Source organism: Nocardia sp. SSK8 (assembly GCF_037034205.1).
Classification (GTDB): Bacteria; Actinomycetota; Actinomycetes; order Mycobacteriales; family Mycobacteriaceae; genus Nocardia.
The window spans coordinates 270,875-294,854 of record NZ_JBAGKD010000005.1 but is presented as its reverse complement, the minus strand read 5'-3'; the positions used below and the strand labels follow the sequence as shown (position 1 = coordinate 294,854).

Annotated in this window: 24 protein-coding genes and 1 tRNA gene; 6 read left to right on the top strand and 19 right to left on the bottom strand. The window is 69.8% G+C overall.

The features are described 5' to 3' along the window. Positions 1–49: 49 nt before the first annotated feature. From WA675_RS12525 to WA675_RS12515, 3 genes are all read right to left on the bottom strand, one after another. Positions 50–2,200 (bottom strand): Rv1355c family protein, encoded by a 2,151-nt coding sequence (locus WA675_RS12525; RefSeq protein WP_336084408.1) that lies wholly within the window; start codon positions 2,198–2,200, stop codon positions 50–52. 310 nt (positions 2,201–2,510) lie between these two features. Beyond that, a complete protein-coding gene (locus WA675_RS12520) occupies positions 2,511–2,951 on the bottom strand; it encodes an AraC family transcriptional regulator (protein WP_336084407.1) in 441 nt (146 codons plus the stop codon). Then, a complete protein-coding gene (locus WA675_RS12515) occupies positions 2,948–3,391 on the bottom strand; it encodes a GyrI-like domain-containing protein (RefSeq protein ID WP_189025953.1) in 444 nt (147 codons plus the stop codon). Before WA675_RS12515 ends, WA675_RS12520 begins: the two co-directional genes overlap by 4 nt. A gap of 232 nt (positions 3,392–3,623) precedes the next feature. Between WA675_RS12515 and WA675_RS12510 the strand changes: the two genes are divergently transcribed. Then, a complete protein-coding gene (locus WA675_RS12510) occupies positions 3,624–5,786 on the top strand; it encodes a hypothetical protein (protein WP_336084406.1) in 2,163 nt (720 codons plus the stop codon). A gap of 39 nt (positions 5,787–5,825) precedes the next feature. On the opposite strand, the gene WA675_RS12505 is transcribed toward WA675_RS12510, so the two are convergent. Continuing rightward, on the bottom strand, positions 5,826–6,725 hold the full coding sequence (locus WA675_RS12505) for an alpha/beta hydrolase (RefSeq protein WP_336084405.1): 900 nt from the start codon (positions 6,723–6,725) through the stop codon (positions 5,826–5,828). 362 nt (positions 6,726–7,087) lie between these two features. Between WA675_RS12505 and WA675_RS12500 the strand changes: the two genes are divergently transcribed. After that, positions 7,088–8,575, top strand: coding sequence for an MDR family MFS transporter (locus WA675_RS12500; RefSeq protein ID WP_336084404.1), 1,488 nt, complete (start codon positions 7,088–7,090; stop codon positions 8,573–8,575). Positions 8,576–8,626: 51 nt separating this feature from the next. Here the strand turns inward: WA675_RS12500 and WA675_RS12495 are convergent, their stop codons facing one another. The 6 genes from WA675_RS12495 to WA675_RS12470 form a co-directional block, all read right to left on the bottom strand. Then, entirely contained in the window at positions 8,627–9,100 is a 474-nt protein-coding gene (locus WA675_RS12495; RefSeq protein WP_336084403.1) for a flavodoxin family protein, read from the bottom strand. A gap of 140 nt (positions 9,101–9,240) precedes the next feature. Continuing rightward, a tRNA-Ala gene (locus WA675_RS12490) sits at positions 9,241–9,313 on the bottom strand. Positions 9,314–9,410: 97 nt separating this feature from the next. Beyond that, the gene (gene sepX, locus WA675_RS12485) at positions 9,411–10,418 is read right to left on the bottom strand and encodes a divisome protein SepX/GlpR (protein ID WP_336084402.1); all 1,008 of its coding nucleotides are present in this window, start codon (positions 10,416–10,418) and stop codon (positions 9,411–9,413) included. Between the two features lie 136 nt (positions 10,419–10,554). Continuing rightward, entirely contained in the window at positions 10,555–11,205 is a 651-nt protein-coding gene (locus WA675_RS12480; protein WP_278261351.1) for a GNAT family N-acetyltransferase, read from the bottom strand. 12 nt (positions 11,206–11,217) lie between these two features. Further along, positions 11,218–12,477: a molybdotransferase-like divisome protein Glp gene (gene glp / locus WA675_RS12475; protein WP_336084401.1), complete on the bottom strand. Its 1,260-nt coding sequence runs from the start codon at positions 12,475–12,477 to the stop codon at positions 11,218–11,220. After that, positions 12,478–13,404, bottom strand: coding sequence for a UTP--glucose-1-phosphate uridylyltransferase (locus WA675_RS12470; RefSeq protein WP_336084400.1), 927 nt, complete (start codon positions 13,402–13,404; stop codon positions 12,478–12,480). Positions 13,405–13,492: 88 nt separating this feature from the next. On the opposite strand from WA675_RS12470, the gene WA675_RS12465 reads away from it, so the two are divergent. The 4 genes from WA675_RS12465 to mscL all read left to right on the top strand — a co-directional run bounded on the left by WA675_RS12465 (position 13,493) and on the right by mscL (position 15,818). After that, positions 13,493–14,071, top strand: coding sequence for a 5-formyltetrahydrofolate cyclo-ligase (locus WA675_RS12465; RefSeq protein WP_336084535.1), 579 nt, complete (start codon positions 13,493–13,495; stop codon positions 14,069–14,071). Between the two features lie 91 nt (positions 14,072–14,162). After that, positions 14,163–14,450 (top strand): FmdB family zinc ribbon protein, encoded by a 288-nt coding sequence (locus WA675_RS12460; RefSeq protein ID WP_336084399.1) that lies wholly within the window; start codon positions 14,163–14,165, stop codon positions 14,448–14,450. 86 nt (positions 14,451–14,536) lie between these two features. Continuing rightward, positions 14,537–15,208, top strand: a complete 672-nt coding sequence (locus WA675_RS12455; RefSeq protein ID WP_336084398.1) for an SAF domain-containing protein — start codon at positions 14,537–14,539, stop codon at positions 15,206–15,208. Between the two features lie 160 nt (positions 15,209–15,368). Beyond that, entirely contained in the window at positions 15,369–15,818 is a 450-nt protein-coding gene (gene mscL, locus WA675_RS12450; RefSeq protein ID WP_336084397.1) for a large conductance mechanosensitive channel protein MscL, read from the top strand. 65 nt (positions 15,819–15,883) lie between these two features. On the opposite strand, the gene WA675_RS12445 is transcribed toward mscL, so the two are convergent. The 9 genes from WA675_RS12445 to WA675_RS12405 form a co-directional block, all read right to left on the bottom strand. After that, positions 15,884–16,531: an MspA family porin gene (locus WA675_RS12445; protein ID WP_336084396.1), complete on the bottom strand. Its 648-nt coding sequence runs from the start codon at positions 16,529–16,531 to the stop codon at positions 15,884–15,886. Between the two features lie 60 nt (positions 16,532–16,591). Further along, the gene (locus WA675_RS12440) at positions 16,592–17,263 is read right to left on the bottom strand and encodes an MspA family porin (RefSeq protein ID WP_336084395.1); all 672 of its coding nucleotides are present in this window, start codon (positions 17,261–17,263) and stop codon (positions 16,592–16,594) included. 267 nt (positions 17,264–17,530) lie between these two features. After that, positions 17,531–18,190: an MspA family porin gene (locus WA675_RS12435; protein WP_336084394.1), complete on the bottom strand. Its 660-nt coding sequence runs from the start codon at positions 18,188–18,190 to the stop codon at positions 17,531–17,533. 65 nt (positions 18,191–18,255) lie between these two features. Continuing rightward, positions 18,256–18,936 carry an MspA family porin gene (locus WA675_RS12430; RefSeq protein ID WP_336084393.1) on the bottom strand — a complete coding sequence of 227 codons (681 nt, stop codon included), beginning with the start codon at positions 18,934–18,936 and terminating at the stop codon, positions 18,256–18,258. 520 nt (positions 18,937–19,456) lie between these two features. Beyond that, the gene (locus WA675_RS12425; RefSeq protein WP_336084392.1) at positions 19,457–19,645 is read right to left on the bottom strand and encodes a hypothetical protein; all 189 of its coding nucleotides are present in this window, start codon (positions 19,643–19,645) and stop codon (positions 19,457–19,459) included. 5 nt (positions 19,646–19,650) lie between these two features. Next, complete coding sequence (locus tag WA675_RS12420) at positions 19,651–20,196, bottom strand: MogA/MoaB family molybdenum cofactor biosynthesis protein (protein WP_442945613.1); 546 nt, start codon at positions 20,194–20,196, stop codon at positions 19,651–19,653. Continuing rightward, positions 20,193–21,659 carry a S1C family serine protease gene (locus tag WA675_RS12415; protein WP_336084390.1) on the bottom strand — a complete coding sequence of 489 codons (1,467 nt, stop codon included), beginning with the start codon at positions 21,657–21,659 and terminating at the stop codon, positions 20,193–20,195. The genes WA675_RS12420 and WA675_RS12415 overlap by 4 nt, the downstream gene beginning before the upstream one ends. 93 nt (positions 21,660–21,752) lie before the next feature. Continuing rightward, positions 21,753–23,207 (bottom strand): HAMP domain-containing sensor histidine kinase, encoded by a 1,455-nt coding sequence (locus WA675_RS12410; protein ID WP_336084389.1) that lies wholly within the window; start codon positions 23,205–23,207, stop codon positions 21,753–21,755. A gap of 9 nt (positions 23,208–23,216) precedes the next feature. Next, the gene (locus WA675_RS12405) at positions 23,217–23,903 is read right to left on the bottom strand and encodes a response regulator transcription factor (protein ID WP_336084388.1); all 687 of its coding nucleotides are present in this window, start codon (positions 23,901–23,903) and stop codon (positions 23,217–23,219) included. Positions 23,904–23,980: the final 77 nt, after the last annotated feature.

Genomic DNA, 23,980 nt, shown 5'->3' with positions numbered 1-23,980 from the left:
GTCACCAGTGAGTCGAGCGTTTGCCGAGGCACGTTGTCTCCGATCCGCGCTATCCGTCGTTCCTACTGCCGGGCACCGGCAACCGTCGACTGCGAACGCTCGCAGGCGCGGCGTAGCTCAGACGAAGAACCAATGCCACGTTCTCATCCTCAGGGATTCCCAGCACGTCCAGGAAACGCCTCTGAATGCTCGCAAGTGTATCTGTGAACTCGGGAGAAACGCTGCGCAAATCCTCGGGCCGGTCGGCGTAGAGGAACACCGGCGACACCGGCTGCACCGCCAGCCCCAGCAGTTGGGCCCGCAACCACACCCGTTCCACGGCCGCGCCCGCCCGCGCGTAGTCGGCCAGATCCGGGCTCTCACCGGCCCGTGGACGGAACGACACGGCGATCAGCGCCGAGCTCGCGCGCACCCGGTCGACGGTGAACTCACCCAGCGCGCTGCCCCCGGACCACTCGCGCAGCCGGTCCATCACATCGGTGCGCCTGCCCACCTGGAGCTTGGCCAGTTCGTCGGGGGCGGGGTCGAGGGTGCGCACGTCGATCCCGGTGCGCAGATCCTCGCCGGGCCAGCGCAGTTCGGCGTAGAGCTCGTCGTGCAGCTGCGGGGTGAGGTAGCGGACACGGTCGCTGGAACCCAGCAGCCCGGCGGCCTCGGCCAGCGCGTCCACCGCGGTGATCGCGTGCACGCTCGCCTGCTCGGCCGCGGCGGCCGAGCGCAGGGCGGGCAGGACCGTCGCCGAGAGCACGCGGGGGACGCCGAGGCGGCGATTGGTGTGCCGGGACAGCGCCAGGGGGTAGTCGGCGGCCAGGTCGGGGTCGCGGCCGGGGCGCAGGGGCAGGCGGGCCAGCAGGGGGGCGGCGGGGTCGTCGACGCGCAGTTCCGGCTCGCCCAGCAACCCGTGGGCAGCCGCGGCCACGCGGGCATTGTGCAGCGCGGCGCCGACCGCGACGGCGCTGCCGCGCGAGCGCACGTCCATGGCGGTGGACGCGGCGGGGTCGAGCGCGATCTCGATCAGCTCGGCGTCCCCGCGTAATCGCCACGGCTGGACATTGCCGCCCGAGGGGGCGCGCTGGGCGCAGGCCAGGATCGCCGCGACGGCGTCGCCGGGCGGTTCGTCCTCGGCGGGCTCGGGGCCCGGGTCGACGGTGTCGTCGCCGAGATAACCGGGCTCGGCCAGCGAGTCCAGCGCGGCCTCCAGGTCGACGCGGGTCCGGCCGGAGGACAGCTTGGCGCCGAGCCCGATCCGGCGCACCGCCGCGGTGACGATCGCCGCGCCCAGCTGCACATCACTGCCCAATTGTGGCCAGGTGGTGATGGTTTCGCCGATCTCGGCCAGGCTGGCCGCCATCCGCGCCGACAACCGGCCCGGATCGAGAATGCGCAGCACGTGCGGGGCCTTGGCCTTGGTGTCCAGGCCGCGCAGCTGGGCGCCGGTGGTGCCGCCGAGCAGGCCGTGGAAGGGCTCGCGGCCGGGTTCGAGGTCGTAGCGCTCGACGTCGAACAGGCCGCGGTCGCTGGTCTCCATCAGCAGCGGGATCCGGCGTCTGCGGGCGGCCTCGCGCACCGCGAATTTGATGTCGAGGGAATCGCACTCCTCCACGACCACCGACAGGCCGTCGAGGAACTCGTCGGCGGTGTCGTCGAGCACCCCGGCCTGCCAGATCTCGACCGGCAGATAGGGGTCGAGCTCGGCGATGCGGCGGGCGGTCACCACCGACTTGTTGACGCCCACGTCGAACAACCCGCCCGGCACCCGGTTCAGGTTGGACAGCTCGATGGTGTCGAAATCGGCCAGCCGCAGCAGCCCGCACGAGCCCTCCAGCGCCAGCGCGTAGGCCACCGAATGGCCCACACTCTGCCCGACCACACCGACCCTCAGCGCGGTCAGCCGCTGCTGTTCGTCGCGGGTGAGCTTGTTGCGATTGCGGTCGGAGCGGATGGCCCGGTAGGCGTCAGGGCCGAGCACGGCGACCAGCGCGCGCCGCCACGGGTAGTAGACCCAGCGCTCCTCGTGCGGGTCGATGCCAGGGGGCAGCCCGACCAGGCGGTCCAGCTCGGCGCGCAGGCCCTCGCGCAGGTCGGTGCGCTCGATACCCGCGGTGGCCAGCAGCTGCCGCAGGGTTGCCGCGTCGGTCTGGTCGGCCGGATCGAGGATCAGGGGGCGGTAGGGCGCCACGGAATCGTCGAATCCGGTCATCTACCGGGCCGACCGACGAGCTCCGGTCACCGCGGCCGATCCGGCCCTTCGGTGAATATGCCGCAAACCCGCCCCGTTGCGCGTTGACTCGACAGCCATCGTGTTCCTACTCAAGTGCTCCACGCCCGCGCGCGGTCGGCGTCCTGCCGATGCCGACAGGTGCAGTATCCGTCATCGAACCCGATTCCACCAGGCGAGTGGCTAATTTTCCGGAAACCTTCCAGCCCGGGTGAAATAATCGCAGGTCAAATGGGGTGGGCCGCGCACGACCCGATAAATGGAGACCGAGCGGTTTTAATTCGGCTAACTGTCAGTTATCGACTGTGATCGAAACGAACAGCTCGACGGTGTCAGGGCCGTGCCACACCTCGATCTCCTCGGCGTAGGCGCGCGAGATCTCCGCTGAGGCGGTCGCGTCGTCGACCTGGGCCCACACGTCCTCGACCGGGTCGTGGTAATCGCCGTTGGGCGCGAAACGGGCGTAGATGCCCTTGGGCACCCGCACCATCAGGTCACCCACCGGGACCTCGTCGGGGGTCGCGTACTCGCGGGCGACGAGCGCGTTCCAGTTGCCCGCGGCGTCGGGGACGTAGACGGTGTGCAGCGGCTCGGCGCCCTCGGGGCGGTCGCGCAGCCGGTCCTTGAGGAACTCGATGAGATCGCTGTTGCTCACCTTGAAGCTGGGATGCACGCGCGGCACGGCCAGTCCGCCGTACAGTGCGGCGCCGCGCACCACGATCGAATAGCTCATCGCGGATCGACCGCCAGGTAGAGGTCGATCTTGTACGCGTGCGGGTAGCACTCGAAATCGCCGGTGAAGGTGCGCTTGATCTGGTTGTGCTCCTCGGCGTAGGCGATCTGGGTCCACAGGTCGGTCATCACCTGCGGGAAGTTACCGACCGAGGAGAAGCGCGCGTAGGTGCCGCGCGGCAGGCGGGCGGCGAGATGGCCGCGGGTCACCTGGTCGAGCGAATCGCACTGGTAGCCCACGATCTGGGTGTTGTAGGTGCTCAGCTCACCGGTGTAGTCGGTGTACGCGCTGGCGAGAGGGCCGCCGAGGTCCTGGTGGAGGACCGCCGACCAGGCAGCCTCGAGATCCCGGTCGCGCAGCTCTCCGAGTGCGCGCTTGGGACTGCGGACCGGCAAACCGGCCACCCAGGTCTCGTCCCGCTCGACGATTTCGAACTGCATTGATGACTCTCTCGAAGGGTCGGCTCGGTTGCGCCATGCTATCAACATCGGTCACCGACGGCGGTGACACACCGAGTTGGTCGTCCACCCAACCTAACCCACCTGAGCTGGTCAAACGTCCATCAACACCGGGGGCATTGTTCGATTCCGCTCGATGGCTTAAGCTCCCGCGCTCGTGGGGATACGCGCGGCACTCGCACCGCGAAAAGACGTCGCACTGTGGGCGGCCGGGGTGAGCGCCGCGGTCCTGGCCGGGTATCTGGCTGTGCTGTTGGCCGATCCCCGTCATTTCTACACCGACGACACCGAGGCGCAGTACGCGCCGATGTGGCAGCTGCTCGGCGCCGAACTGCGCGCGGGCCGCTTCCCGGCGATGGTGCCGTGGGAGTGGATGGCGGGCAACTACAGTCTCGAGGAGGCCGGGCTCTACAACCCGCCGCAGCTGCTGGTGTATCTGCTGGCACCCTCCTTCGACAACCTGGCGCTCTACGCGACCGCGGTCAAGCTGGTGTTCTCGGTGATCGCCGCGCTCGGGGTGTTCCGGATCTGCCTGGCCTACGGCGCCCGCGCGCCCTGGGCGGCGGTGGCCGGGGTGGCCTTCCCGTTCAGCGGCTGGTTCCTGTTCTTCGACGAGGCCAGCTGGTTCACCTCGCACACCGGCACCGCCTGGCTGGTGCACGCGTGGGCCTCGGCGGTGCGCTACGCGCGCGGCGAGGCCGGGCCGATCCCGCTGTTCGTGTTCCTGTATCTGGCGCTGACCATCCAATACGCCTTCCCCGCCGTCGAATCCGGGCTGATGATCGCGGCCGTCGCGGCGGGTGAGTATGTGTATCGGCGGCAGTGGGCGCCGGTGCTGCGGCTGCTCGGGGTGGCCGGGCTGGCGGTGTCGGCGTCGATGATCGCGAATCTGCCGATCCTGCTGTCCTCGCAGGTCACCTGGCGCGGTGACGTCTCCTCGATCTACAACGACCCGTTCCTGACCGTGCCGTGGTCGGAATCGCTGAATGCCTCACTGCCCAGCACGGTTCCGGCGTTCACCGCGTGGTGGGGACATGTGCAGCCGCTGCCGATGGTCTACATCGCCTGGTTCCTGATCCCGGCGCTGGCCTTCGTCGACTGGCGCGCCGCCGCGCGGGCCGCGGCGCAGTGGAGCGGGATCGCTCTGTTCGCCCTGGCCGCGCTGCTGTGGACGGCCGGGCCCGGCGCGATCGGGCCGCTGCGCTGGCCCGCGCGGGTGCTGCCCATGCTGGCGATCGCGCTGCTGGTGCTGGTGTGTGTGCTGATCAGCCGGTACGGGGTGTTCACCGGGTCCCGGCGGATGGGCGCGGCCGCGGCGCTGATCGCGGTGCTGTTCCTGCGCTCCTTCTCCGCCGCGCCGAAACTCGTCGAGCGGCATCTGGTCGCGGTGCTGGTGGTCGCGGCGCTGGGCGCGGGTGTGCTGTGGCTGGCGCGGACCCGCGGTGTCACCGCCGCCGCCACGCTCACCCTCCTGGCGACCATTCCCATCGCCTACACCCAGGTGGCGATCGCCCCGCTGACGCCGATGTCCTACGGTTTCCCCGAGCGCCGCTCCGAGATGACCGCCGCGTTCCCCGACTTCGGCGGGCGCACACTGCAATTGGCCGACCGGATCATGCTGCGCGCCGAGGACCGGACCCTCGAGGGCGCCTACGGTTCGATCGCGCTGGGCAGCTACGCCAAGAATCTCGGGCTGAAGTACGTCAACGGGTACACCCCCGTCGGGCACGCCGCCTTCGCCGGGCTGCTGTGCATGGCCTGGGACGGCGGCACCTGCCCCGACGCCTACCGCCGCGCCTTCGCCGTGGAACCGTCCTCGGACACCCCGATCGTCGACCTGATGATGCTGGACCGCGTGGTCCTGCAACGATCCCAATACCCCGACGCGGGCAACCAGCCCGCCCCCACCGGCTGGACCTTCGTCACCTATCCCGGCCACGAGAACCGCATCTGGGTGCTCGAACGCGTCGAACCGCTGCCCCACCCCGGCGATCTCATCGCCCACGAGTCCGGTGTCATCGCCGCACCCATGCCCGAAGGCGGTCTGACCAACACCACCACGGTCTCGTCGGGCACCGGCGGTCGGATCGTCTTCTCCCGCCTCGCCTGGCCCGGCTACACCGCCACCCTGAACAACCGCGACCTCCCGACCCGCGCCGTCGCCGACACCTTCCTCGCCGTCGACATCCCACCCGGCACCCACAACGCCACTCTCACCCTCAGCTGGCGTCCGCCCGGCCTCCCCGTCAGCCTGACCTGCGCCCTGCTGGCCCTGCTCGGCGTCACCGCCCTCCAGTGGTGGTACCGCCGCACCCGTCGCCCAACCCCCACGCACGTCCCCATCGCCCCGGCCCTCCCCGCACCGCCACACAGCTGAGCTCGGCCGCCGCCCGCGCTCATGGCGGACGGCGCGAACTCAGCTGATCGCCGCGGCGAGATGCGGCCAGGCTTCATGCAGGTCCGTTTCGAACTGTCCCCACGTATGTCCGCCGGTGGGCCGGTGCACGTGCACCGCCGGAATCCCCAACTGTCCCAACCGCCCCGCGAACGCCGCCGTGCAGGCACCGGCGATGGTCTCCAGCGGCGGGAACGGCAAGCCCCGGTCGGCGGGCCCCGGCACCCCGGTGGCCGCCGCCAGGAAGACCGTCTTGCCCGCCAGCCGCCCCGCGTTGGCGAACACGTCGTGCTCCCGCCACACCGGCCCGCCCGGCACACCCCACATATTCCCCGGGTTGCCGCCCCCGCGCACCGCCTGCGCGCTGGCCATCGCGATCCCCACCGGATCAGCGGCCCACGGGCACCCGCTCAACGCCGCCACCGCCGAGAACCGTGAGCTGCGAATGGTCAGGTCCAGCGCCGAGGACGCGCTCATCGACACCCCCGCGATGGCATTGCGGCCGCTCGCGCCGAGCGTGCTGTCGATGACACCGGGCAGTTCCTCGGTCAGATAGGTCTCCCAGCGCACCCGGCCGACACCGGGGTCGTCGGAGATCCAGTCGGTGTAGAGCGTGAACGCCCCACCCACCGGCATCACCACATTGACGAACTTGTCGTCGAAGAACCGCCGCACATCGGTGTTGTCCCACCAGGAGATGCCGTCGGCGCCACCGCCCGCGCCGGTGAGCAGGTACAGCGTCGGAGCGCCCGGCCCCGCGGCTTTGATCACCCGGTTCTGGATCACCCGGCCCATCGCCGGGGAGTACACGTCGAGCTGGGCGGCCCGCCCGCCCAGCGGCGCCTCCCCCGCCACGTACGCCCCCGGATCGGCCTGCGCGCCGGAGACAGCCAGTCCCAGCGAGGCAACGATCGCACACACCACAGCAAGCCACCGTCTCGATGCAGTCACCCACCGGGTATACCCCGCGACCTCGGCCGACACACTCCGCCACACGCGCCCCAGCCGAATCGACACCCATCGGTGCAGGGTGACCAGGCTCACTCCGGCTCGTTTCCAGCCGGAAGATACGGCCGCGACCTGGCGATTCCCGTCATGCCGTAGCGGCGGTTACGGGGAAAACCAGGTGATTCGTGTCGGTGGCAGCCGGAATACTGGCCCGCGCCCGATGAGTTGGTCCCTGCGACACCGTCTCTTCTCCTGTGGTGCCGGTCCGCTTCCGCGGTCGACCCGGCATCGGGCCGCCGCCCGCCGTTCCCCCCATTTGCCCGGAGGTATACCCGATGTCAGCCGATCTATCCGCACCTGTGTCGACGGGGCGGACACCGACCGTCATCCGGGTACTGGTGCTCGCGACGTTCGTCGTGATCCTCAACGAGACCATCATGATCAACGCGATCCCGCGGTTGATGAGCGATCTGCACGTCACCGAGGTCGCCGCGCAGTGGGTGTCCACCGCGTTCATGCTCACGATGGCCGCCATCATCCCCACCACCGGCTGGTTCCTGCAGCGCGTCACCACTCGCCAGGCCTACGCGGCCGCGATGGGCGTGTTCATCACCGGCACCGTGCTCTCGGCGCTCGCGCCGACCTTCGCGGTGCTGCTGATCGGCCGGATCATCCAGGCGGGCGGCACCGCGGTGATGATGCCCCTGCTGATGACCACCCTGATGACCGTCGTGGCCGAACACGACCGCGGCCGGGTGATGGGCAATGTCACGCTGGCCATCTCGGTCGCGCCTGCCATGGGCCCGGTCATCTCCGGTCTGATCCTGCAGGTGCACGTCCCGGGCATCGACTCGTGGCGGCTGCTGTTCGTGGTGATGCTGCCGATCGCCGGTGTGGTCACCTGGCTGGGTCTGCGTCAGCTGCGGAATGTCGGTGAGCCGCAGCCGGGCGTGCTCGATCTGCCCAGTGTGGCGCTGGCCGCCCTCGGCTTCGGTGGTCTGGTGTTCGGTCTGAGCAAGTTCCACAGCGACGGCTACGTCACCCCGGCGCTGTACGTGGCCGCGGGCCTCGCCCTGATCGCCGCGTTCGCGCTGCGCCAGGTGCGCCTGCAGCGCACCGGCACCCCGCTGCTGGACCTGCGCGTGCTGCTGATCGGCACCTATGCCAAGGCGCTGGTGCTGATGGCCATCGCGTTCCTGGCGATGATGGGCTCGATGATCCTGCTGCCGCTGTACCTGCAGAACCTGCGGGATCTCTCGCCGCTGCAGACCGGTCTGCTGGTGATGCCGGGTGGTCTGGCGATGGGTCTGCTCGGCCCCACCGTGGGCAAGCTGTTCGACAAGTTCGGCGGCCGCGCGCTGGTGATCCCCGGCTCGATCGGCATCGCGGTGTCGCTGGCCGGTTTCACCCAGATCTCGCTGACCATGCCCTACTGGCAGCTGCTGGTGCTGCACATCCTGCTGATGGTCTCGCTGGCCGCCGCGTTCACCCCGGTGTTCACGCTGGGTCTGGGCGCGCTGCCGATGAACCTGTACTCGCACGGCAGCTCGATGCTGGGCACCCTGCAGCAGGTGGCCGCGGCCTTCGGTACCGCCCTGGTGGTGACGGTGATGTCCTCGCGCAGCACCTCGCTGATCGCCGAGGGCACCGACCCGGCCACCGCCACCCTGGACGGTATGCGCCTGGCCTTCCTGGTCTCGGCGGTGCTGGCACTGGTCGTCATCGCGATGGCGGTGCTGCTGCCGAACCGTTCGGACAACCCGCACGGTGCCCATCCGGCCCCGGCCGACGAACCGGACGCCCCGGAACTCGTCAAGAACTGATCCGCACCACCGAAACCCCCGGTCGCCACTCGCGGCCGGGGGTTTCGGCGTTCAGGAGGTGGCGGTGACGCGGGCGCGCAGTTTTTCGGCGAAGGCGCGGGCGGCCGCCAGGTCCTCGGCGTTCGGGCGCCCCTTGCGGACGCCGCCGACGATCATCAGCGGCGCCCAGGTGTCGTACCCGTAGCAGTCGAAGGTGTCGAGCACCCGGAAGCCCTTCTGCGCGAGCAGCGCCTGGAAGTCACGCTTGTACCGGCGCAGCGGCGTCTCGGGGAACCCGCTGGTGTGGAAGAGGAAGGCCTGCTGTCCCCGCGCCTGCGGCAGGCCCCGGACGAACTCGACCAGCTCGGGGTAGAACTCCATGTACCGCACCCCGGAGGCGAATCCGACGAGGTCGTAGCCGCCCAGCTCGGCCGCGTCGATCTCCCCGGGATCGACGATCCGGGCCCCCAGCACCTCGCCGATCACATCGGCGATCTTCCTGGTGTTGCCGTGGGACACCGACTTACACACGATGACGGTCTTCATGCCTCCAACCTAGCCATGTGACGGTCCCCGCGAAATCATCCGATCGAGCGCCCCCGCTACCCCTTTCGATATCCCACCCCGCGGACCCCCACCCCGACGACGAAGAAGGGCCCGGTCGCGGTGACCGGGCCCTTCTTTTGTGGAGCTAAGGGGAATCGAACCCCTGACCTTCTCGATGCGAACGAGACGCGCTACCAACTGCGCTATAGCCCCGTGCGGCTCTGGCGAACCGTGCTGTGACACTGTATCAGGCGTTGCGCCCGGATACCGAATCGGTACTCTGACCTGCTGTTCTGCGGGGATTCACCAGTTACTCGCCGACCGCGCGACCGAGGTCGGAGACCCGGTGGCGGAGTGCGCGAGACGTGGCCGGATCGAAGGCTTCGAGGTACTCGAACATCGGGTCCTCGTCGTCGGTGTCGAGCAGGGTGGAACGGCGGCGCAGCGCGCGGGCGGTATCGCGATCCATGGTGCGGCGGGTGGTGGCGGCCTCGGGGGTGACCTCGGCCTCCTCGCGCCGGGAGCCGCGGGTGAGGCGGGCCGCGCGCCTGCGGCGGATCTCCTCCTCCACGTGCACCTGCTTGCGCAGGTAGGCCAGGTAGCCGGTGAGCACGGCCGCCGAGAGCCCGCACGCCCACCAGAACATCGAGTTCAGCAGCAGCCCGAAGGCGGCGAACAGGATGACGGCGACGATCAGCCCGAGGACCGCGCGCTGACGGAAGCTGTAGCGGGCGGCGCGCGCGATGGCGTCGGCCTCGGGGTCGTAGCCGCCGCGGCCGCGCCGGGAGGGCACGAAATCGTCGTCGTCCTCGGCGCGGGCGGGTTCGGGGGCCGGTTCGACGTCGTCGAGCCGGGCGGGTGGCGCGGGGGGTATGCGCGCGGCCACGGGGGTCTCGGTGTCGTCCGAAACCGGCTCGGCTGCTTCGTCTTCGGGCACGGGATCGGCGAGATCGGCTGTCTCGCGCGGCTCTTCGGCGGGTCCGTGGGCGGTGTCCGGCGCGGCCGCTTCGAGTTCGCCTACCGCGGTGGGCTTTTCGTCTTCTTGTTCGGTGACGGGCTCATCGGTCGTCATCCGATCCTCCGAATCAGTTCGGTGGGGGCGCTTGCTCAGCACTCGGGGGCGATAGTCGGGATCGGTCTCGTGATCACCCGCGGCCCCGATGCGGATCCGTCGTTCGGCCCCGCCACGGTGCAGCACACGCGTGGCGAGTGCGGCATCGGTGGTGCGGCGGATCCGGGGATGCCGGTCCGCCATGATCGGGAACAGGACGAAGACCCACAGCACCACCAGTCCGATCCACAGGATCGAATTCGGCATCGCGGTCATCACCTCCCGTCCCCGCCTGCGTGTTGTCCGTTCGTGGACGCACCACCGACGTCCGTAGGTTAGTTCGGGCGCACGCACCCGTGTGGCAGGCGCGCCGTGCACACCTGCCACATGAGTAACAGAAATTTCACGGCAGCGCCGCTCTACCCTCCCTGACCAGGCGGTCCGAGACCGTGCCCATGACCTCTTCGACAGTGAGACCGACCAGCATGTGATCGCGCCAGGCACCGTCGACATCGAGGTAGCGCCGCAGCAGGCCCTCCTCCCGGAACCCCACATTGCGCAAGACCGCCTGGCTGGCCAGGTTCTCCGGCCGCACCGTGGCCTCCACCCGATGCAGGCCGACCGGCCCGAAGCAGTGGTCCAGCCCCAGCGCCAGCGCGGCTGTCGCGACGCCTTGACCGCCCAGATCCTTGGCCACCCAATAGCCGATCCAGGCCGAGCGCAGCGCGCCGCGCACGATATTGCCGATCGTCAGCTGACCGCTGAACTGCCCGTCGACCTCGATGACCAACGGGATCATCGCGCCCCGCCGGGCCTCGGCCTTCAGGCTCGTCCACAGCGAGGGCCAGTTGGACGCGTGATTGCGCGCCTCCCAGCTGCCCCGGCCGGTCGGCTCCCAGCGCTCCAGATGGTCGCGGTCGCGCAGCCGGATGCGGCTCCAGGCCGCGGCATCGCGAAAACGCACCGGGCGCAACGTCACCTGGCCACCGGCCACGATCAGCGGGCCGAGCCGGGCGGGCCATCCGGGATGCTGACCGGCCCGGAACACGTTCATCGACTCCACGGTTCAGCCGCGCTGCGCCAGGAACGCGACCCGCACCTCGTCACCGGTGCGGAAATCGGTGTCGTCGGGTTCCACCACGATCAAGCTGTTAGCTTCGGCCAGGGTCGCCAGCAGGTGCGAGGACCCGCTGTTGCCGTTGCCCAGCGGCTGCACCAGGTAGTCGCCGGTGGCCTCGTCGCGCAGCAGCTGCGCGCGCAGATAGCCCTTGCGGCCCGGCATCGAGGACACCGGAGTGATGGTGCGCGCGTTGACGATCCGGCGCATCGGCTGACGACGGCCCAGCGCGATCCGGATCAGCGGACGCACCATCACCTCGAACACCACCAGCGCGCTCACCGGATTCGACGGCAGCAGGAAGGTGGGCACCTCGTCGCGGCCGAGTCGTCCGAAGCCCTGCACCGAACCGGGATGCATGGCCACCCGGTCGACCTCGAGCTCGCCGAGCCCGTCGAGCGCCTCGCGCACCTGCTCGGAGGCCCAGCCACCGACCGCGCCCGCGATCACGACGACCTCCGAGCGCACCAGCTGGCCCTCGACCACATCGCGCAGCCTGCGCGGATCGGCGCTGACGATGCCGACGCGGTTCACATCGGCGCCCGCGTCGCGCGCGGCGGCGGCCAGCGCGTAGGAGTTCACGTCATAGACCTGGCCGGGGCCGGGGGTGCGATCGATATCGATCAGTTCGCCGCCGATGGAGATCACCGACAGCCGGGGTCGTGGGTGCACGAGCACCTTGTCCTGGCCGACGGCGGCCAGCAGGCCCACCTGGGCGGCGCCGATGATGGTGCCCGCGCGCACGGCGACGTCACCGGGCTGCACGTCGTCACCGACGCGGCGCACGTAGTCGCCGGAGCGGACCGGCTCGAACACCTTGATCCGCGCGCGGCCGCCGTCGGTGAAGTCCAGCGGCAGCACCGCGTCGGCGAGGGTGGGCAGGGGGGCGCCGGTGTCGACGCGCACGGTCTGGCGCGGCTGCAACCGGATGGGCTGGCGCGAACCGGCCACCACCTCGCCGACCACCGGCAGGGTGAGGTCGATGAGCTCGCCCTCTTCGTCGCGGACATCGGTGCCCGCGGCGGTGACATCGACACTGCGTACCGCGTAACCGTCGACCGCGGCCTGATCGAAGCCGGGCAGCGGACGTTCGGTGACCACGTCCTCCGCGCACAGCAGTCCCTGGGCCTCGGAAATCGCCACCCGGACCGGCCGGGGCGCGACCGCTGCCGCGGTGACCTTGATCAGCTGATCCTCAACCGAGCGCAATCATGCTCCTGTGTTGTTCGGGTCCCACTCCGGGCTGAGCCGGAAATTCAGCCACTCGCGCAGCTGCGGGCCGTATTCCTCCCGCTCGAGGGCGAAATCCACGGCAGCTCGAAGATAACCGCCCGGGTTGCCCAAATCGTGGCGCGACCCACGGTGGACCACCACGTGGACCGGGTGTCCCTCGGCGATCAGCAGCGCGATGGCGTCGGTGATCTGCAGTTCTCCGCCCGCGCCGGGCTCGATGCGGCGCAGTGCGTCGAAGATCACGCGGTCGAGCAGGTAGCGGCCCGCGGCGGCCAGGGTGGAGGGGGCATCGGCCAGCGCGGGCTTCTCGACCATGCCGCGCACGCGCAGCACGTCGGCCTCGGCGCCGTCGTCGAGGGTCTCCACGTCGAACACGCCGTAGGCGCTGACCTGGTCCTTGGGCACGTCGATGGCGCACAGCACCGAGCCGCCGCGCTCGCGCCGGACCCGGCTCATCGTCTCGAGCACCCCGCACGGGAGCACCAGGTCGTCGGGCAGCAGCACCGCGACGGCGTCCTCGTCGGCGTCGAGCACGGCCTCGGCCTGGGCGACGGCATGGCCCAGACCCAGCGGCTCCTCCTGCACGACCGAGGTGACATCGAGCAGCGCGGGCGCCTTGCGGACCTTCTCCAGCAGCGCGAACTTGCCGCGCTCGGCCAGCGTGCTCTCCAGCACCAGGTCCTCGACGAAGTGCGCGACCACGCCGTCCTTGCCGGGCGAGGTGACGATCACCAGCCGGTCGGCGCCGGATTCGGCGGCCTCGGCGGCGACCAGCTCGATGCCGGGGGTGTCGACCACCGGCAGCAATTCCTTGGGCACCGTCTTGGTGGCAGGCAGAAACCGCGTTCCGAGCCCGGCGGCCGGCACCACCGCGGTGCGGAATCCGGAGGTCTTGTCTGTCATGCGCATACCCTATCCATTCTTGTGCCGTCCGATCGCCGACGTCGCGGCGATCCGGCGTCGGCAAGAGCTTAGGGTGGTCGCTGTGGAGATGCCCGGTGAGCGCACCAAATATGCGTGGCGGACCCGGATCCTGGCCGACCGTGCCCAGCTCGGAGCCACCGAACACGCCGCGGAGGCGGCCGCGCTCGCCGCGCTCACGCCCACTCTGGCCGGGGCGGACGCGGTGGTGTGCGCCTACGTGCCGATCCGCGGCGAACCCGGCGATCTGCGCATGCTCGACGCGCTGCGGGCCGCCGACGCCACGGTGTTGCTGCCGGTCACCGGCGAGCCAGGACCGCTGAGCTGGGCGCGCTACGAGGGCCCCGATTCCCTGCGCGAGGCCCGCTACGGCCTGCTCGAACCGACCACGGCGACGCTGCCGCCGCCGACGGTGGCCGAGGCCACGACGATCCTGGTGCCCGCGCTGGCGGTGGACCGGCGCGGCGTGCGGCTCGGGCGCGGCGCGGGCTACTACGACCGCACCCTCGGGGCGGCGCGGGCGGGCACCCGGCTGATCGCGGTGGTGCGGGATACTGAACTGGTGGACCGGCTGCCGGAGGAACCGCACGACCGCCGGATGGGGTGGGCGCTGACGCCGCACGGCGGGTTGTGCGCACTGCGGCCGTGAGCGCCCTGTTCGACCGGAATGAAAAGGCGATTCGCGACGTTGGCAGTGTCGGCGGTAGAGTGCTAGATCGACGAGACTTGCGGAGGATCCTGTGCCAACTTATTCGTACGCGTGCACCGAGTGTGACAACCGCTTCGACATCGTTCAGTCCTTCTCCGACGACACACTGACGGAATGCCCGCAGTGCTCCGGGAAGCTGCGGAAGCTGTTCAACTCGGTCGGCATCGTCTTCAAGGGCAGCGGTTTCTACCGCACCGACAGCCGGGGTGGCGCGTCCACCGCCAGCGAGCCAGCCAAGTCCACCGCCGACAGCAACGGCAGCAGTAGCTCCGCCGCGTCGAGCGCGGGCACCAGCTCCGCACCGGCCGCCGCCAGCTGATTTCCCGGTTGTCCACAGCCCCGTAGTTATCCACAGGCGGGGCTTTCGGCGGCTTTCCCGGCAGTGCCGATCCCTAGGCTTCGGGCATGACTCGCAGCCTCGCCGATCTCGGCCGTGCCAGCTCCTGGCGCCTCGCCCTCGGTAGCCGCCCCGCCTGGGCCGATGCCCTGCTCGTGCGCCGCGTGCTCGCCGCCCTGCTGGCCGTCACCGCGCTGGCGCTGTTCGTGCGCGGCGACCCCGGTGCCCAGCGGCACCCGGTGGTGGTGGCCGCGCGCGATCTCGCGCCGGGCAGGCTGCTCACCGCCGAGGATCTGCGCCTCGACCAGCACGAATCCCGCTCGCTGCCCGGCGGCGCGGTCGGCGAGACCACCGCCCTGCTCGGCGCCACTCTCACCGGCGCGATGCGCGCGGGCGAGACCTTCACCGATCTGCGGGTGATCGGGCCGCGCCTGGCCGCCGCCGCGGCGGGCAGCGCCGACGCGCGGATCGTGCCCATCCGGCTGGCCGATCCAGCGGTGGCCGAGGTGTTGCGCGCGGGTGACCGGGTCGATGTGGTGGGCGTGGAGGACGCGGGCGCCCCCGGTGCCGCGCGGCCCGCCCGCACCCTGGCCACCGACGCCGCCGTGCTGCTGGTCACCGCGACCGGGGAGCGCCGCTCGGGCGCCGAGCGGGTGGTCCTGGTGGCGCTGGCGAACGAATACGCCGCCGCGGTGGCCGGTGCGTCGCTGCGTACGGCGCTCACCGTCGTCTTACATTGAGAGCGGCCGGGGTCGACCGGCCACACACGCGCGGAAGTTCGCGAGAAATTTGCCGCTGCTGTCGTTAGCATCAGTCAAAAGACCAGCACGACCGTTTCGCATCATTCGACTATGGAGCGCAGCGCCCCCGGCCGGCTCCGGTACGAAGGAGACATCGGCAATGCTCAAAGGGTTCAAAGACTTCCTGCTCCGCGGCAATGTGGTCGATCTGGCCGTCGCGGTGGTCCTCGGTACGGCGTTCGTCGCGATCGTCACCGCGTTCACCGACGGGATCATCAATCCGTTGCTGGCCATGTTCGGCGGGGTCGACGAGCCGGGCTGGGGAATCCAGCTCGACCCGGACAAACCGGCGACCTTCATCGCGATCGGCCCCATCGTCACCGCGGCGATCAACTTCCTGATGATCGCCGTCATCCTGTACTTCGTGCTGGTGCTCCCGGCGACCATGGCCAAGAAGCGGTTCTCCAAGGCCGACGAGAAGCTCACCGAGAACGAGCTGCTCATCCAGATCCGCGACCTGCTCGCCGCCGACCGCGGCGCCGCCTCCAATGGCAAGCACAGCTTCGCGACCGAGCCCGAGCCGAGTGCCGACGGCAAACAAGGACACTGAATTCCCCACGCGCACAGCGGGTTCCGGGGCCTGATCGCCGTGGCGACCAGGCCCCGGACGTTCGCTCAGCCGAGGCTGAACGGCTGACCCCACAGCGTGACCCAGCTGATCACGTTGTCGGTCTCGACCTCCACGCTCACGAACGAGCGGGCCTGGGCGTAGCCACCGCAGCCAGACAGGCCGATGGTCTCGTCGGCCCAGGTCACCGAGCCGGAACCGCCCTGGAAGGCATTGCGGGTCTTGTGGGACTCGTTGCCGTAGTCGTCGGCCATCTCGAGGTCGAGGACATAGAAGGACTTGGACTGGCCGGGGCCCAGGGTGAGCGCGCCACCGCCCAGGCCGACCGCGCTGTCGGCGTCGAAGCCGCCCTCGGTGGACGGACCGCCGCCCGCGATATTGACCTGGCAGCCGACGGTGTAGCCGGGGAAGATCTTGCCGCCGCCCCCACCCGACACCGTCACCTGGGCGCTGCCCGAGACCCACGCGTTGCGGTGCACGGGGGTCGATCCCATGGACGGATTGATGTTCGCGGATTCCCCGACCATGCTGATGTCGACGACGGTGCCGTCGGACAGGGTTTTGGTGATGTGGCCGCCCGGCAGCGGAATGAAGGTGTCGGCGTGCGCCGCACCCGTGGAGAACAGGCCCAGCGCCACACTGGCCGCGGCGGCGAGACCGGCGGCCCGCGCCGCACCGGCGAATTTGATCGTCACAGTTGACCCCTCGAGGGTGAATTCGGTTGAGCTAGCGAGAATGTGGTGACTCGGCCGTACTCAGCCGATGCTGAACGGCATGCCGTAGAGGGTCGTCTTCGAGTAGTGGTCACCGATGATCTCGACGACCGTGTACGACCGTGCCTGGGCATAGCCCGCGCACCCCTGGATCTGGATCTCGGCGTCCTGGTAGTCGACCGAGTAGACACCGGGCTTCAGGATGTCCTTGGAGCTGATCTGGACGAAGCCCACCTCGCCGGGCCCGAGATTCAGGCCGATCGATGCCTCACCGAGCGGACCGTCCATGGTGTCCACGCCGACCGCGGCCTGCGCGCTGATCGCCTCGTCGCCGATGCTCACCTGGCAGCCGACGATGTAGCCCGTATTCAGCTGGGACGCACCATGGGTCGAGGAATTGTTGGAACCGGAGCGGTTGGACGGCCCGTTCCACGGACCCACCTCGCCCTCCGGGGTGACCTGCACATCGGCGCGCGCGGTGCCCGAGACCCAGACCACGCGGCCCGCGCCGTTGGCGGCCATCGACGGGGAGATCAGGGCATGCTCGCCGGTGCGGCTCACCGTGACGCCGGGGCCGCTCTTCTCGCCGTCCGGCAACGGCACGAAGGTATCCGCGTGGGCAGCACCGGTCGACAACAGGCCGATCGTCACGGCCACCGCGGCGCTCGCGCCCCAGGCGCCGCGACGCGTTCGGTTGGTGCGGTTCTCGCTCATTCTTCCCCTCGAGGTGTACGCAAAAGCCGACCTCGACCATCGAGGTCGATATCTGTGTGTTGCGCCCGGTCCCAGCTGGGGTGTGCCACAGGGCAATCACCGCTGGCAACAGAGGAGAGCTCTGCCGGGAGGTCGATCGAGAAAGCTGAAAGCCGCCACAAACATAATGAGCCGACCGGCCGATGTCCAGCGCTATCCGGTTGAAAAGACAACAAAACGGGCCGGTCGCTCGCGCGACCGGCCCGTGATGTGTTCGGGATAGGCGAATCAGCCGAGGCTGAAAGGCTGACCCCACAGCGTGACCCAGCTGATCACATTGTCGGTTTCCACCTCGACGCTGACGAAGGCACGCGCCTGGGCGTAGCCCGCGCAGCCGGACAGGCCGATGGTCTCGTCGGACCAGGTCACCGAGCCGGAGCCGCCCTGGAACTTGTTCGACTTGCCGTGCGACTCCGAGCCGTAGTCGTCGGCCTTCTCGATGTCGAGCACGTAGAACGAGGAGGACTGGCCGGGGCCCAGCGAAAGCTCGCCGCCGGTGTTCACGCCCGCGTCGACATTGCCTTCCCAGTCGCTGCCCAGATCGCCACCGCCGGAGACACCGCCGCCGGAGATGTTGACCTGGCAACCCACGGTGTAGCCGGGGAAGATCTTGCCCGAGCCACCGTCGGAGACGGTGACCTGCGCGGAGCCGGAGACCCAGGCGTTGCGGTGCACGGGGGTGGCACCCATCGACGGGCTGATGTTGGCCGACTCGCCGACCAGGCTGATGTCGACGACGGTGCCGTCGGAGAGGACCTTGGTGATGTGTCCGCCCGGCAGCGGAACGAAGGTGTCGGCGTTGGCCGCACCCGCGGAGAACAGGCCGACGGCCACGGTGGCCGCCGCGCCCACGCCGGCCAGCTTGGCCAGGTTCTTACGGTTGATCATTGATTTCATCCCTCGGGGAGTGAGTTCGCCGTAGCGAGAAGAAGATTCGTACCGATTCGACAGACTCAGCCGATGCTGAACGGCATCCCGTAGAGGGTGGTCTTCGAGTAGTGGTCGCCGATGATCTCGACCACGGTGTACGCCCGGGCCTGCGCGTAACCGGCGCAGCCCTGGATCTCGATCTCCGCGTCCTGGTAGTCGATGGCGTAGGTGCCCGCCTTCAGGATGTCCTTCGAGCTGATCTGGACGAACTTGACCTCGCCCGGGCCCAGGTTGACGCCGATCGAGCCACCCGCGGTCACGCCACCGGTGCTGATCCCGCCGGACACACCGGCGCCGATCGCGTCGTCGGCGATGCTCACCTGGCATCCGACGATGTAGCCGGTGTTCAGCTGGGAGGTGCCGTGGGTGGAGGAGTTGTTGGATCCGGGGCGGCCCGACGGACCGTTCCAGGGGCCGACCTCGCCCTCGGGGGTGTTGGCGACCTCGGCGATCGCGGTGCCCGAGACCCAGACCACGCGACCCGCGCCGTTGGCGGCCATCGACGGGGAGATCAGGGCGTGTTCGGCGGTGCGGGTGATGGTCACTCCGGCAGGGCTGACCTTCTGACCGTCCGGCAACGGTACGAAGGTATCGGCGTTGGCGGCACCGGTCGACAGCAGGCCGAAGGCCACGGCGGCCGCGGCAGCGCCGACGCTCGCGGCGCGGGCGCCACGACGCACACCAGTGGTGCGGTTCTCGCTCATACTTCCCCTCATCAGGTGTCTAACAGCCGGTCTCGACTTTCGAGACCGAACGGGTGGACCTCACAGGCCCAGCTCAGTGTGTCGCCCCTTTGTTGCCGTTGCGTAACCAACTGTTATTTCGGCGATACAGCAGGGGTCGGTGTGGCGGAACCCGAGCCAGGGTTCCATCGGGTGGTTCGACGCACGGAGACGGGTACTGCGGGGGCCGGTAGTGATGGCTCGATGGCGAACATTAAACGCCGCAGAGACGATGCGCCAATGCATGAGTTCATATATTTCTTCGTGACCGGGCCCACAGGTGCGTACATCGCCACATGCTTTGACGTGCATTTATGCATCGGACCCCGGGAGCGTCAAGCGGGGTCGACGAGACTCCACCGAAAGGGACAAAGGGGGCTTATACGACAAAAGACCACGCTTTCGCGTGGTCTCGGGGAATTCGTCACCGCTTCGCAATCACGGCGAATAGCGCAATTCGGTGCGGTTTATTACCGCCCGGTTAACGATGATAACGGAACGGTCACCCGTGGTGCGGGGGCACCTGCCTGCGGAGCCATTCATCGTTGTCGCGAACGGATTCCTCGCCGCGTTCGTCGCCGGTGGTGTCGGGCAGCACGTCACCGAAGATGCGGGCCAGCCGCAGGGCCTCGGCGGCCTTGCGGCGGGCCGCGTCCTGATCCCGCGGTGACGTGCTGTCCGGGCTCGGCATCGAGCTCACTCGTCCAATCCGGAGAGCTCGCCGATGACCTTGCTGGCGAGCGGGCCCAGCGTCGCCATGCCGTCGCGGACGGCCGCGCGGGTGCCCGGCAGGTTCACCACCAGGGTGCTGCCGGAGATGCCCGCGACACCGCGCGAGAGGCCCGCGTCGAGCGAACCCGCCACGCGGCCGGAGGCCCGCAGCGCCTCGGTGATGCCGGGCAGGTCGCGGTCGAGCACCTGGGTGGTGGCCTCGGGGGTGACATCGCGCGGGGACATGCCCGTGCCGCCCACCGAGATCACCAGGTCGACGCCGCCGATCACGGCGGTGTTGAGCGCGTTGCGGATCTCGACCTCCTCGGCCTGCACGCTCACCGAGGCGTCGACCAGGAAGCCTGCCTCGTTGAGCAGTTCGGTGACGAGCGGGCCGAGCGAATCCACCCCGCCATGCGCCGTCCGATCGTCGACCACAACAACCAGTGCACGCCCTGCCACGGGAGCATCGATGTCCATGCTCATCACCGTAGCGCCTACACACGACAGCGCAGCGCTCGAACGCATCATCGGCCCCCCTCCGCCGCGGCGGCGGTGAGCGTGACCTCGACGGTCTTGCTGTTGCCGCCCTGCTCGTCGGTGTAGGTGACCTTCACCTTGTCGCCGGGCTGATGGGAACGGACCGCGGCGATGAGCGCGTCGCCGGAGTCGATGGGCCGGTCGTCGAGGCGGGTGATCACCGCGCCCGCCGGGATACCCGCCGCGGCGGCGGGGCTGTCGGGGGTCACCTCGAGCACGCGGGCCGCGGTGTCCTGCGGACGCAGCTTGATGCCGATCTGCGCGTAGGTGGCCTGGCCGGTCTTGATCAGTTCGTCGGCCACGCGGCGGGCCTGGTCGACCGGGATCGCGAAACCCAGTCCGATGGAACCGCTCTGGGCGCCCGCCGCCTCGCCGCCGAGGCTGGCGATGGCGGTGTTGATGCCGATCAGCTTGCCCTGGCCGTCGACGAGCGCGCCGCCGGAGTTGCCGGGGTTGATCGCGGCGTCGGTCTGGATCGCGTCGATCACCGGGTTCACCTGGCTCGGGGTGCCCTCACCGCTGGTGGAGACCGGGCGGTTGAGCGCCGAGACGATGCCGGTGGTGACGGTGCCCGCCAGGCCAAGCGGGGACCCGATCGCGATCACCGGCTGACCCACCGCGAGTCCGTCGGAGGTGCCCAGCTCGATCGGGGTGAGCCCGGTCTTGCCGCTGACCTTGATGACGGCCAGGTCGGAGACCGGATCGGCGCCGATCATGGTGGCCGGGGCGGTGCTGCCGTCGCTGAAGACGACCTCCATCCTGGCGCCGCTGCCCGCACCCGCGGCCACGTGGTTGTTGGTGAGGATCAACCCGTCCGAGGAGAGCACCACCCCGGAGCCCTCGCCGGAGGCGCGGTTACCCGCGACCTTGATCATCACGACACTCGGCAGCACCCGCTGGGCCACCGCCTGGGTCGACCCGGCCGGGGCATTGGCGACATTGTTGACCGCGGGCTTGGGCGCCTCGAGCGCATTGGTGACGGTGGCGGAATCCGAACCGGTCGCCAGCACGCCGACGGCGCCACCGATGCCACCGCTGACCAGCGCGATCGCCGTCGCACCGGCGATCAGACCCAGCCGCATCGGCTTACGCGGAGCCACCGGGGCGGGCGCGTAGGGGCTCGGATGACCAGCCTGCACCGTGCCACCGAAGCCCTGCGGCGGAACCGTGTATCCCGGCCCGGTGAAGCCCTGCCCGCCCGGCAAGGGGGCAGTGTGCGCCTGCCCCGCGAAACCGGGGTCGCCCTGCTGCGGAGCCACGTACCCCCGGCCCGTGTGCGGGGCCGTGAAGCCCTGGTCGCCCTGGGGCGGCGCGGTGAACGCCTGCTCGGGTGCCGGGTGGGCGGCGTCCGGGCCCTGCGGCGGCGGGGTGTGCGCACCGGGATGGGCATGATCCGGGCCACCCGCTCCGGCACCGGGCTGGTCAGCGGGTCGCTGCTGGGGATCGTCGGTCATGGTTTCAGTCTCCTCACGCTTGCCGACCAGCTTCGCGACGGCTACTGAGAGGCGCCTGAGATCGCGCTTTCAGTTCGCCGAGACTCCGCGCGCTCACATCTCCGCGGCGTCGTCGGGGACGGCCGGTGCCTCACCGGGCAGCACAATGCGCACCAGCGCGCCGCCGCGCGGGGAGGTGTCCACCGCGATGGTGCCACCGTGCTTGGTGACCACCTGCTTGACGATCGCGAGCCCGAGCCCGGAACCGGGCATCGAACGCGAGGCCGTGGTCCGGTAGAACCGCTCGAAGACCAGCTCGCGCTCCCCCGGCGGGATACCGGGACCGGCGTCGCCGACCGACAGCTCCAGCAGTCCCTCGCCGACCGGGCGCATGACGATGCGGACCTCGGCGTCGGGCGGGCTCCACTTGGCGGCGTTGTCGAGCACGTTGAGCACCGCGCGTTCGAGCCCGGCCTCGTGCCCGTAGACGAACCACGGCCGCAGCTCGGCGGCGAAGGTGATGCCGGTGCCGCGGCGGCGGGCCCGTTCCAGCGCGCGCTCGGCCACCTCGCCCAGATCCACCCGCTCGTAGACGGTTTCGGGGGCGTCCTCGCGGGCCAGGTCGACCAGGTCGCCGACCAGGGTGGACAGCTCCTCGATCTGGGCCACCACATCGGCGCGCAGCTCGGCCATGTCCTCGTCGGGCAGTCGCGGCGCGCCGGGGCGGCCCGAGGCGATGAGCAGTTCCATATTGGTGCGCAGCGAGGTGAGCGGGGTACGCAGCTCGTGACCCGCGTCGGCGACCAGACGGCGCTGGCGGTCCCGGGATTCGGCCAGCGCGCGCAGCATGGTGTTGAAACTCTCGGTGAGCCGGGCCAGTTCGTCGTCGCCGGTGACCGGGATCGGGGTGAGGTCGTCGGTGCGCGCGATGCGTTCGGTGGCGGCGGTGAGCCGGGCGATCGGGCGCAGGCCGGTGCGGCCCACCGCGGTCCCCGCCGCGGCCGCCAGCACCACGCCGCAGGCGCCGACCACGAACAGCAGCCAGGCCAGCCGGTCGAGCACCTCGCGGGTGCGGTAGAGCTTCTGCGAGATGATCAGGGTGGCGCCGCTGTGTGTGCGGGCGGCCAGCACGCGCTGGTCCCCGACGGTGCGCAGCGAGGAGTTGAGCTTGCCGTCGGCCACGGCCAGCTCCTGGGTGCCGACCGGCGGAATGGTCTGCTGGGGCGGCATGTAGGGCTTGTGGTCGGCGTAGATCAGCGCCACGCCGACATCGTTGGAGAACAGCCCGGCCAGCACGATCGACTGGAAGCCGAGGGTCTCGAAGTTGTTGTTGATCATGGTGGCCGCGCGCGCCTCGAGCTGGGCGTCGACATCGTCGTAGAGCGAGCGCGCCACCAGCGCGTAGGCGGCGATGGAGGTGACCGCGACGGCGATCAGCACCACCGAGGCGGCCAGTAACGTCACCCGCCAGCGCAGCGAGACCGAGCGGGTCAGCGGCATCGGCGGACGCATCTCGCTCGCGTCGGGCGGGCGGCGCAGGGCCGCGACCGCAGGCTCCTTGTGTGCCATGTCCGCCGCCTACGGAGGGGTCTCGCGCAGCACGTAACCCACGCCGCGCACGGTGTGGATCAGCCGGGCCTCGCCGTCGGCCTCGGTCTTGCGCCGCAAATAACCGATGTAGACCTCGAGCGCGTTGCCGGAGGTGGGAAAGTCGTAGCCCCACACCTCCTCGAGGATGCGGCCGCGGGTGAGCACCCGGCGTGGATTGGCCATCAGCATCTCCAGCAAGGAGAACTCGGTGCGGGTCAGACTGATCGCGCGATCGCCGCGCGCGACCTCCCGGGTGACCGGATCCAGCGACAGATCGGCGAACACCATCGCCTCCGACGCCTCCCCCGCATCCGGGGTTCGGCGGCGCAGCAGCGCTCGTAAACGCGCCAGCAATTCCTCCAACGCGAATGGCTTCGGCAAATAATCGTCGGCGCCCGCGTCGAGACCGGCCACCCGTTCGGAGACCGAATCGCGCGCGGTCAAAACGAGAATCGGCAGATCGTCGCCGGTGCTGCGCAGCCTGCGGCACACTTCCAGGCCGTCCAGGCGCGGCATCATCACGTCGAGCACGAGAGCATCGGGCCTGGCAGCGGTCACTTTTTCCAGGGCGTCCATGCCGTCCACCGCCAGGTCAACGGTGTAGCCGTTGAAGCTCAGGGACCGGCGCAGTGATTCCCGCACGGCGCGATCGTCGTCGACTACCAGAATGCGCATACGACCAGTTTGCCGTGACCGACTGAGAACGCACTGAGAGGGTACGCCGGGGCGGGTCGCCGACGGGATCGGCAGCA

Excerpts from the sequence above, each read along its gene's own strand:
- WA675_RS12455 (WP_336084398.1), top strand. The coding sequence starts at position 14,537 with ATGACTCGCAGCCTCGCCGATCTCGGCCGTGCCAGCTCCTGGCGCCTC.
- WA675_RS12465 (WP_336084535.1), top strand. The coding sequence starts at position 13,493 with ATGCCCGGTGAGCGCACCAAATATGCGTGGCGGACCCGGATCCTGGCC.
- WA675_RS12480 (WP_278261351.1), bottom strand. The coding sequence starts at position 11,205 with ATGAACGTGTTCCGGGCCGGTCAGCATCCCGGATGGCCCGCCCGGCTC.
- sepX (WP_336084402.1), bottom strand. The coding sequence starts at position 10,418 with ATGCCGAATTCGATCCTGTGGATCGGACTGGTGGTGCTGTGGGTCTTC.
- WA675_RS12470 (WP_336084400.1), bottom strand. The coding sequence starts at position 13,404 with ATGACAGACAAGACCTCCGGATTCCGCACCGCGGTGGTGCCGGCCGCC.
- WA675_RS12435 (WP_336084394.1), bottom strand. The coding sequence starts at position 18,190 with ATGATCAACCGTAAGAACCTGGCCAAGCTGGCCGGCGTGGGCGCGGCG.
- WA675_RS12500 (WP_336084404.1), top strand. The coding sequence starts at position 7,088 with ATGTCAGCCGATCTATCCGCACCTGTGTCGACGGGGCGGACACCGACC.
- WA675_RS12425 (WP_336084392.1), bottom strand. The coding sequence starts at position 19,645 with ATGCCGAGCCCGGACAGCACGTCACCGCGGGATCAGGACGCGGCCCGC.
- WA675_RS12430 (WP_336084393.1), bottom strand. The coding sequence starts at position 18,936 with ATGAGCGAGAACCGCACCACTGGTGTGCGTCGTGGCGCCCGCGCCGCG.
- mscL (WP_336084397.1), top strand. The coding sequence starts at position 15,369 with ATGCTCAAAGGGTTCAAAGACTTCCTGCTCCGCGGCAATGTGGTCGAT.
- WA675_RS12515 (WP_189025953.1), bottom strand. The coding sequence starts at position 3,391 with ATGCAGTTCGAAATCGTCGAGCGGGACGAGACCTGGGTGGCCGGTTTG.
- WA675_RS12520 (WP_336084407.1), bottom strand. The coding sequence starts at position 2,951 with ATGAGCTATTCGATCGTGGTGCGCGGCGCCGCACTGTACGGCGGACTG.
- WA675_RS12495 (WP_336084403.1), bottom strand. The coding sequence starts at position 9,100 with ATGAAGACCGTCATCGTGTGTAAGTCGGTGTCCCACGGCAACACCAGG.
- WA675_RS12525 (WP_336084408.1), bottom strand. The coding sequence starts at position 2,200 with ATGACCGGATTCGACGATTCCGTGGCGCCCTACCGCCCCCTGATCCTC.
- WA675_RS12410 (WP_336084389.1), bottom strand. The coding sequence starts at position 23,207 with ATGGCACACAAGGAGCCTGCGGTCGCGGCCCTGCGCCGCCCGCCCGAC.
- WA675_RS12420 (WP_442945613.1), bottom strand. The coding sequence starts at position 20,196 with ATGATGCGTTCGAGCGCTGCGCTGTCGTGTGTAGGCGCTACGGTGATG.
- WA675_RS12405 (WP_336084388.1), bottom strand. The coding sequence starts at position 23,903 with ATGCGCATTCTGGTAGTCGACGACGATCGCGCCGTGCGGGAATCACTG.
- WA675_RS12415 (WP_336084390.1), bottom strand. The coding sequence starts at position 21,659 with ATGACCGACGATCCCCAGCAGCGACCCGCTGACCAGCCCGGTGCCGGA.
- WA675_RS12440 (WP_336084395.1), bottom strand. The coding sequence starts at position 17,263 with ATGAGCGAGAACCGCACCAACCGAACGCGTCGCGGCGCCTGGGGCGCG.